Genomic DNA, 9,503 nt, shown 5'->3' with positions numbered 1-9,503 from the left:
GTGCATCGCTGCCTACGGCAACCGCGCTGTCGCTGGTAGCCTGTGCACCACTTCCCACGGCGACCGCGTCGTCGCCGGTGGCCAGGGTATTGAAGCCGAGCGCGGTCGCGTTGTCGGCATAGGCGGTCGCGCCACTGCCGTAGGCCGAAGCCCCATTGCCGATTGCATTGGAGGCTTCGCCAGCAGCAGTGGCGTTGTCGCCTTCCACGTACGCACCGGCATCGCTTGCAGTGCTGCCGGAGGCCTTGAAGTACTTGTCGGTGTTCTCGGCTACATCGGCCACCGCGTTGAGCTGGTCAAGGTTGACCGCATCGGTGCCCTCGGTGCCGGCTGCAATGTTGGTGACTTGGCGCTCACTGCCCACATCGCCAACCGACACGGTATTGGCACGATCCGTGTACGAGCCGGCACCCAAGGCCACGCTGTTTACTGCAGCAGCCGTTGCGCTTTCGCCGACGGCGGTGGCGCTGGCAGCGCTGGCCCATGAATTCCAGCCGATTGCCGTGGCGTAGTCATCGGTCGCCCAGGCGCCGGCGCCGAAGGCGGATGAGCCGGTACCGGACGCCTGCGCCGGAATGAAGCCGGAGTAAGTGGTGCCACCGACCGCGACGCTTTCATCACCGGTGGCCTCGCTGTACTCACCGACCGCTACAGAGCTGATGCCGCTGGCAGTCGCCGCCGCACCCACGGCGGTGCTGTAGTCGTTGGACGCGACCGAACCATACCCGAGTGCACTCGACAGCCAACCGGTTGCTGCGCTGTAGCTGCCGAAAGCCGATGCGCCCGTATCGGTCGCCGCACTTCGGAAGCCACTGGCCGTGGCCTGCAGGCCGGAGGCCGTCGAGCCGCTGCCGCTGGCGGTGCTGTAATCGCCACTGGCTACCGTGTTGGTGCCAATCGCTATGGCGTTGATACCCGTCGCGCTTGCATTTCCATCCACCACACAGCTGTCGGCAACGCTGCCGTTCACCACGCAGTTCGCATTGCCGCCGATCTCCACCGCCTGCGCCATCACACCGCCACTGGCGCTCAACAGCAAGGCTGCGATCGCCGCGCAAAGCGCGTTACGTTGCGTTGCGCTTCTACGCTGGTCGATGACCACGCCCGGACTGTCACTGGTGGCCAGTTCCGAGGCCATCACCCACAGGCCCAACGACTTGTTCCAGACTTTGCGATAGATGCGATTCATCGAAGCATTACCCTCAGTAGAATTTGGGCAAAGCGTTGCCGAGATCGTCCGGCACGCTTGCGGGAAAATCGGGTGATTTGTGGATGTCGGTGTTCGAACAGCCCGGTTCGAGTGGGCGAATGATTAGCAACTACGCAGTGCGAGCGAAATGCAATGTGTTGCGAGATGCGTGCCTGCGTGGCACCACCTATGTGCGTGCTGCTTATGCCGGAATGCGCGCGGCCTCCATTCCCGCTCGAACGCCGGCGTATTGACGCGGTGCGACACAATGACGCGCCCAGATCCTGGGGTCGTCAGAGGGCGTGACGCATACCCGTGAGCCGACAGCCGGCACAGCGGCCGGCATCTCTCACGCGTCCTGTGTGCGCGCCGAATGCGCGCGGGGCACGACTACCAGGCGAACTTGAGACCTGCCTGCACGCTCACATCGCGGTAGCCCTGGCTGCCCTGTTGCCGACTGAACTGGCCCCAGCCGGTCAGTCCCTTGCGCAGCTCAAACTGTGCGCCGGCCTTGATCTCGTAGAGGTCATCGGGAAGGTCGCGGCGGACGGTGACGGCATCCATCGCGATCGCCGAGCCGTTTCCACCGGACCACCAGTTCGCGGCCAGGAACGGTTGTACGCGGTTGTACTGCGTCGACAGCGGGCGGCTGTAGAGCCGCACGCCGACGCGGGTAGTAAGACCGCCCGCGTCCACGCTGCGTACCTGCGTTCCATTGGTTTCACGGTGGTCGTCGCTGCTGTAGTCGGTGTACAGCAGTTGCATCTGCGGCTCGAGGTAGATGCCAGCATGCGCCGTGACGAACACCTGCTGTGCGTAGCCGGCCTCGATCGATCCCGACCAGGCGCGGGAGTCGTAGCGTTCAGTGGCAAGGCCCTGGCCCTGCACCTCGTTGTCAAAGCGCCCGTACTGTAGCCAGCCATCCAGGTAGAGGCCGGCCGCTACCGCGTCGTGCTGGAACCAGGTGCCGTAGAGTCCCAAGGTGTTCCCGGAGACTTCGCCGCGCGCGCTCAATCCGGTGGGTGCGGAGGTGGCGTGCGTGACAGCGCGGCCCGAACTCGCCATCGCGCCCAGTCGCACGCCCGCGCCGCTGTCCCGTACGTACTGCCGTTCGACGCCTGCCTGCAGAAGATCAATATCGACCGGCATATCCAGCTGACCTTCCACCTTGCCGGGCTGCAGTTGGTTGCCCTGCACCCGTACCCACGCGCCGGTCCCGGCGTCGTCCTGGCGAATACCCAGGCCCGGCTCCCCGGCGCGATCATGCAGCGTGTGGCGCAGCATGCGGACCACGGCGATCTGGTTGCCCAGATAAGCGCCTGCCTCCGGCCGCAGCGCGGGCGTAGGCGTCGGTTCGACGCCGGTTTCCGAGCGCAGGTACCAGTCGCCGTCGAGCGGATCCGCTTTCCCGCCCTTGTGCAGGAAGTACTCATACGCCCCGCTCACGGCACGGCCCTGCAGGGTGAACTCGCCATCGGACGCGCCCGTCACTTCGATCACCCGAATGCCGTTGTCGGTCTGCGCTCCCACGCCGCCCGCATTGATCACCTGCAGGTTGGTCTGGCCCTGCGTGCTGCCCTTGACCACCATGCGGTCGGTGGGTGAGTCGTCCCCACCCAGCGCGGTCGAGATGACCAGTGTTCCGCCACTGCCGACGTAGTCGCCCGATACCGTCAGCGTGGTTCCAGTAAATGTGTCACTGGCGAGGGAGACGGCGGCAGGCTGGAATGCCGATGCGGCAATGCTTGAGCGACTGCCGAGCAGCACGGTGCCAGCATTGTCCAGCCGAGCCACGCTCTGGTCGACGCCTGCCAGGTCGATGATGGCTCCGCTGTCCACGCGGAACGCGGACGCAGCGCTGAAGGCGCCCGCAGCGCCCGCCTGCAGTGTCCCGGCCTGCACCCACGTGTTGCCTGCATAGACGTTGCCGCCGCCCAGCACCAGCGCGCCCACGCCTTGTTTGGTCACCCCGCCGGTGCCGCTGATCACGCCATCGAAGCGCGAGGCATCGCTGGCGGTCGCATTGATGGCGGTCAGCGTGGCAGTGCCGAGCTCGATGCTGCCGCTGCCCCCCAGCCGGTTGGCCTGCTGGTCATGGCTGTCCAGGTCGAGGAGGCCCTCGCTACCGACCAGCACCTCGCTGCTGTTGGCGAATGCATTGTCGATGCCGGTCTGCAGGGTGCCTTCGTCAACGACCGTGGCGCCGCTGTAGGTGTTGGCTGCCGACAGCCGCAACAGACCGGTACCGGCCTTCACCAGGCTCGATCCATCCCAGCCGCTGGCGAATCCACCGCTGGGCACGGTCTGGTCGCCCAGCGCCAGATCCACATCGAAGGCGGTGTTGGCGGCCACGGTGAAGTTGCCGGTGCCCGCATCCTGGCCGCCCTCGGTCCAGGCCAGCCGGAAACCGAGGTTGTAGTCCTTGCCGTCGGCGGAGATGAAGCCCTCCTCGAGCAGGTAGTCCATGCCACTGGGCGTCAGCGGATTGTTGGTGAAACTGCCGCTGATGCCGTCGGTGGTGTGGATCAGGGTGTAGCCCGGATTGTTGATCACGTCGCTGGCCCTGACCGGCACCGGGTCGGGACTGAAGCCATGGACGATCAGTTCGCCGCCGAGCACGGCGCTGCGTGCGTTGATATCCGGACTCGCGCCGAGGATGACGTCCAGCGTGGCGCCCGCCATCTGGCTGAAGGTGTCGCCGATGTTGAGCGTGGAATTGAACTGGCCCAGCGCCGTGGTCGCGCCCGCCTGGGTGGTGTAGTTGCCCAAGGTGGTGAAGTCGCCGGCCCCGACGAAGCTCAGTTGCCCGGCCTGCACATCGACGCTGCCCTGGTTGGAGCCCACACCGGCCAGGCTCAGGGTGCCGGCCCCCTGCTTGGAGAGCGAACCTGTTCCTGACAGCACGCCTGCATACACGCTGTCATCGCTGCGATCGAATACAAGGCTGGCCTGATTGGCGATATCGCCCGCAACGCTGCCTGCGCTGCCGCCTGCGCCGATCTGCAAGGTGCCTTCATCCACCACCGTCACGCCGTCGTAGGTGTTGTCGCCGCCCAGCACCCACGTGCCCGCGCCTTGTTTGGTCACGCCACCGGCGCCGCTGATCACGCCATCGAAATGCGAGTCATCACTGGCCGTGGCGTTGATGGCGGTCAGGGTGGCGGTGCCGAGCGCGATGCTGCCGCTGCCCCCCAGCCGGTTGGCCTGCTGGTCATGGCTGTCCAGGTCGAGGAGGCCCTCGCTGCCGACCAGCACCTCGCTGCTGTTGGCGAATGCATTGTCGATGCCGGTCTGCAGGGTGCCTTCGTCAACGACCGTGGCACCGCTGTAGATATTGGCGGCCGACAGCCGCAGCAACCCGCTACCGGCTTTCAACAGGCGGGTGCCATCCCAACCGGTGGCGAATCCACCGCTGGGCACGGTCTGGTCGCCCAGCGCCAGATCCACATCGAAGGCGGTGTTGGCGGCCACGGTGAAGTTGCCGGTGCCCGCGTCCTGGCCCCCGTCGGTCCAGGCCAGCCGGAAGCCGAGGTTGTAGTCCCTGCCGTCGGCGGAGATGAAGCCCTCCTCAAGCAGGTAGTCCATGCCACTGGGCGTCAGCGGGTTGTTGTCGAAACTGCCGCTGATGCCGTCGGTGGTGTGGATCACGGTGTAGCCGGGGTTGTTGATCACATCGCTGGCCCTGACCGGCACCGGGTCCGGACTGAAGCCGTGAACGATCAGTTCGCCGCCGAGTACCGCGCTGCGTGCACGGATATCCGGACTCGCGCCGAGGGTGACCTCCAGCGTGGCGCCTGCCATCTGGCTGAAGGTATCGCCGATGTTGAGCGTGGAATTGAACTGGCCCAGCGCCGTGGTCGCCCCGGCCTGGGTGGTGTAGTTGCCCAGGGTGGTGAAATCGCCGGGTTCGACGAAGCTCAGCCGCCCGGCCTGCACATCGACGCTGCCCACGCTCGAACCCGCGCCGCTGAGGGTCAGCTCCGTATCGTCTGCAGCCGGAGCCGTCACGATCAGGCCGCTGCCGGCCCCGCCGCTCAGGGTGCCGGCATAGGTGGTAGCGGCCACGCGTGTGCCGTCGCCGGCCACGGTGTCGGTCCCGATACGCAGCGTCTGGTTGCCCAGTACTACGCGGGAAGTGGTGGAGGTGCTCTCAAGCGAACCGATACTGCTGCCGCCAAGGCTGCCCGAGATATCCAGCAGGGCGCTGTCGTCCAACCGCACGCGTGAGCCTGCGGCCGTGGCGTTGCCAGCGAGGTGAAGTTCGCCGGTGCCGGCGGCCCATAGACCGCTGCCGCCGCTGTCGGCCTGGTCGACGAAGTCGATGCGGCTGGCCGTCTCGGCTCTGGCGCCCCAGGTATCGACGCCCTGGGTCATCGCCGCGCCAAGCGCGTTCGCACCGCCCAGGGTGATGCGGCCGCCGCCCTGTGCGTCCAGCACGGCCGCGCCTGCACCGGAAACGCGGACGGTGGAAGGCAGGAAGCCGCCCGCGGCGCCGTTGAGCAGCATGCTGCTGCCACTGCCCTGGACACTGATCGCATGGGCATTGGCGCCCAGCGTCTCGATCCGGTTGGCGCTGTCGTTGAACGCAATCGTGCCGTTGGCCGCACGCAGCACCACCGCGCTGGCGCCGTCCGCTTCGGTGTGGAGGTAGCTGCCGGCCAGCGACGCAGCGCTTGCGCCGGTGGCGCCGGTCACCAGCAGGCCGTAGGCGTTGGCGCCCTGGGTGAGGATGTCTTCCCCCTGCAGGTCCAGCACGCCGCCGTCCACCTGCAATGCATGGCTGCCCGCGCCCGTTGTCGCCACGCTGCCTCCGAGCAGCGAAGCGAGGCCTCCGTTGTAGGCGTAGAGGCCGGCCCCCGTGGCCCCGGTCGCACGGATCGCCAGCCCGGTGCCCTGGAAGCTGGAGGACGTGGCGTAGCGGGCACTGCTGCCAGGGCTGGCCGAGCCATCGATCAGCACGCCAACCTGGTTGGTTCCGGAGGCGTTGACCTGGCCATTGTTGAGGCTGATCTGCCCGCCGGAGTTCAGGTAGGCACCCGCGGCGGTGGTGGTCTGGCTGGTGCCGGTGTTTGCGCTGGTGATCACCAGCGCATCCCCGTTGATCGTCCCGCCGCTTGCCACCAGGCCCGCACCGTTGGCCTCCACGAAATTGCCCGAGGCGGCATTGTTCGAGGCCTGCGTTCCGATCTGCAGGTTGGCGGCGCTGATCTGCGAACCCGCCGCCTGGCTCAACAGGCCCACGCCGGCAACGGTCCATTGTCCGCCGGATCCTGCGGTGGGAATGCCGGTGAGCGGATCGACGTTCAGATAGATCGATGCGGCATTCTGCGCGTAGGCACCGTGGCCCGAGGTGCCGGAGACCTGCAGGCCGAGGTTGTCGGCGCGAATGCTCGAACCGCTGCCATCGGCATACAGCCCTGCGCTGCGATTGCCGTTCACGGTGACCTGGTTGCCGCCGCCCAGCAGTGAAACAGCCCCGCCTGCGGTGGCGCGCAGGGCCGCGCCGCGTGAGGCGATCGCGGTACTGGTCAGGGACGTGGTGCCCAGCAGGGACACATCCACGTTGGCGCCGAGCACGCTGGCACCTGCCGCGCTCGCATACAGGGCGTGGGTGGCGGAGCCCGTCAAGCCGCCGTTGACCACGATGTCGGTGGCCGTGCTGGTCGGAAGGCCGGTGAGCGGATCGGTATTGAGGTAGACGTTGCCGAGCTGCGCGTACGCGCCGTACGAGCCGTAGGACGAGGAGGCGACGAACTGCGCGGGATCGGTGGTCACATTGCCCAGGCTGTCGACCGGGTCGCCGTTGGCATTGAGGCGGATCCCGGTATAGACATAGCCCCCCTGAAGGCTGACGACGGCGGTCGCGGTATTCCAGGCATAGAGTCCATACGCGCGGCTGCCGGAGGTCACCAGCCGGGTGTCGGTCATGTAGAGCTTGCCGCCACCGTAGCTCTGCGCGGCATTTGTGATCGCGGCGGCGCCGAGAATGCGTACGTCGGTGTCGGTCACGTTCATGACGCCGCTGTTCACGGCCGTAAGCCCCGTCGCCGCCGAAAGCGAGGTGACCTTGCTGCTGCTCAGCGCCAGCGAGGCGTTCAGCCCATTCGAGGACACCATGCTGCCAACCCCGCGGCCCACGAGCGTCATCCCGGTAGCGTGTACAGCGGCGTTGCCGAGGGCGGTCAGGTTCGCCGCACCTGCAGAGTCGATGGTCGTGTTCGCGATCCACAACGTGCCGGTGGACTGGGCGGTGGCCCCCGCGGTGGGATTATCGCCAAGCAGCCGGATCGTGCTGGTCTGTCCTGTGGGTGCCTGCGTTGCGGGGTCGACATTGATCCATGCCGTGGCGCTGTTGCTCACGTAGACCGCGTAGTTGGTGACGCCCGACGGATTGATGCCGGCCGACACGAACTGGGTCGGATCGCGGGTGATGTTGCCATTCACATCCAGCGCCTGGCCGGTCGCAGGATCCAGTTTCAGGCCGGTGTAGATGCTGGTGCCATCGAGGATCACCTGACTTCCCGCCGTGGCGTTTACGCCATAGGCCGCCGAGCCCGCGCTGGCAGTGGCGTACACCACGCTGTTGTTGAGCTGGACGCGTCCAGCCGAGTTGGTCCCCACCGCGCCACTGCCCGCCGAGCCAGGCACGAGGCTGACCAGCAGACCGTTGCCGGTGATGGTGCCCCCTGCGGCGTACAGCCCGTAGCTTCCCGCGGCGCGGTTGACGATCGAACCGCCGGTCAGGTTCACAGCTCCGCCGTTGGTGGCATACACGGCGTAACCGGTCGCGGAGGAAAACACATCCAGATCGGTTGCGGAGATCAGTGAACCCGCGGACTGCGCGTACAGGCCGTAGCGCGTGCTGCCGCTCACCGTGATCGAGGCATTGCCGGTGGCATCGGGCAGGAAGGTGATGGTGCCGCCGTTCGCGATGGCGCCGTTTGCGTTTGCGGCGGTGATCACCACCCGGCCGTTGACCACGATGGGCGCGTTGGCGGCCGGCGCGTTCAAGGCGCTGCCGCTGGTGACCGATACCGTGTCGCCCCCATTCAATGTGAAGGGACCATTGATCTGGCTGGTGAAGTCCGTTGCGTTGGCGGCCGACGCGGCGCAGAGCAACGCGCACGCGCAGGCCAGCGGAGTGATCCGCGGCGCGGTGCGGCCGGCTGTGCCGCCCGTCCGCCCGCCGCGCGCCCGCCGGGCATGTTCGGGCGCCACCTGGCACAACCCGGTGGTGCGGTTGAGCACAAGTCGATAGATGCGATTCACTGGATGATTCCCGGATCGGGCGCTCGGCGCTGCGTTATCCAGTCGAAAATGAGTGCTGGACAGGCGCAACAAGCGGCATTGCAGATGCCTGAGCGCTGGGGTGGAACGGAGTTTCCGGATTACCGGGTTGCCCGGAAAGCCCTTGTGAGCGACGGAAAATGGATAGGCCCCAGTGTAGAAGTCGTTCTGGCCGCGATATATCAGATGGGTCCGATTCTTGTGGCGCGCTGGACGTCAATGGATTGACGCAGGTATCGTGCATGCATGAGGCGCCGCCAGGGGATGGGCAGGCGCTCCGATGCGGCCAGCGCATCGCCGGCGTCATGATCGCCGCGCAGAATGGATACCCGACATCTGAGGTGCGCCGGTCATGCCCGGCCACCCGCAAGGAGAAGCGAACGATGCACGTAGTGAACCCGCTTGCCGGCCTCGGCCACGGCCTGCGCCGTAATGGACGCTGGAGCATTCTGGCCCTGAGTCTCGCCCTGGTTGCCTGCCAGGCGCCCAGTTCCGAGGCCGTCACACTTGGCGGTCCCGTGGCACCCGACAGCCCGGACGCACAGGCGTCGACCCCCGCCCCTGCAACCCAGCCGGCCGCGACGGCCGCCGAGGCACCGTCAGCCCAGCCGGGCAAGCACGAACTGTCCGCGGCGGACCTCGCCATGGAAGCAGAGGACATGGGGCCACGCACCCCGGACGCGTCCTACCGCAAGGCCAACCTCCGCCCGCAGTACCTCGCGTGCGTGAAGGCCAGCAAGGCCGTGACCCCGGCGTTGCAGGCGTGTGGTGACGAGGAGCTGGCCTGGCAGGACCGCCGGCTGGTCGCGGCGGTCAGCAAGATCGCCGACGGCCCGGATGGCAAGTTCAAGGACGACGTGATGGACGAGCAGGCCGCCTACATGAGCGACACCAACCGCTACTGCAGCGAAAACCCGGACGAAGACGGGCAGGGCCAGATGCTGGACGCGCAGTCGTGCCGCATCAACCGCACCGCCAACCGGGCCGACCAGCTGGAAGCGCTCATCTCGAAGTAATTCCCCCCGCA

2 protein-coding genes and 1 pseudogene are annotated in these 9,503 nt (G+C 67.0%); 1 reads left to right on the top strand and 2 read right to left on the bottom strand.

From position 1 onward, the window contains the following. Positions 1–1,066: pseudogene (locus ACREPD_RS14265) on the bottom strand (YadA family autotransporter adhesin); the annotation flags it as partial. A 513-nt stretch (positions 1,067–1,579) separates the two neighbouring features. Beyond that, the gene (locus ACREPD_RS14260; RefSeq protein ID WP_431599926.1) at positions 1,580–8,458 is read right to left on the bottom strand and encodes an autotransporter outer membrane beta-barrel domain-containing protein; all 6,879 of its coding nucleotides are present in this window, start codon (positions 8,456–8,458) and stop codon (positions 1,580–1,582) included. Between the two features lie 401 nt (positions 8,459–8,859). Between ACREPD_RS14260 and ACREPD_RS14255 the strand changes: the two genes are divergently transcribed. Continuing rightward, on the top strand, positions 8,860–9,492 hold the full coding sequence (locus tag ACREPD_RS14255; RefSeq protein ID WP_431599925.1) for a lysozyme inhibitor LprI family protein: 633 nt from the start codon (positions 8,860–8,862) through the stop codon (positions 9,490–9,492). The last annotated feature ends 11 nt before the right edge of the window (positions 9,493–9,503 follow it).

It is taken from the genome of Stenotrophomonas sp., from assembly GCF_050737075.1.
Lineage (GTDB): Bacteria > Pseudomonadota > Gammaproteobacteria > Xanthomonadales > Xanthomonadaceae > Stenotrophomonas.
The sequence above is the reverse complement of the archived record's forward strand: the minus strand, read 5'-3'. Positions and strand labels throughout refer to the sequence as shown.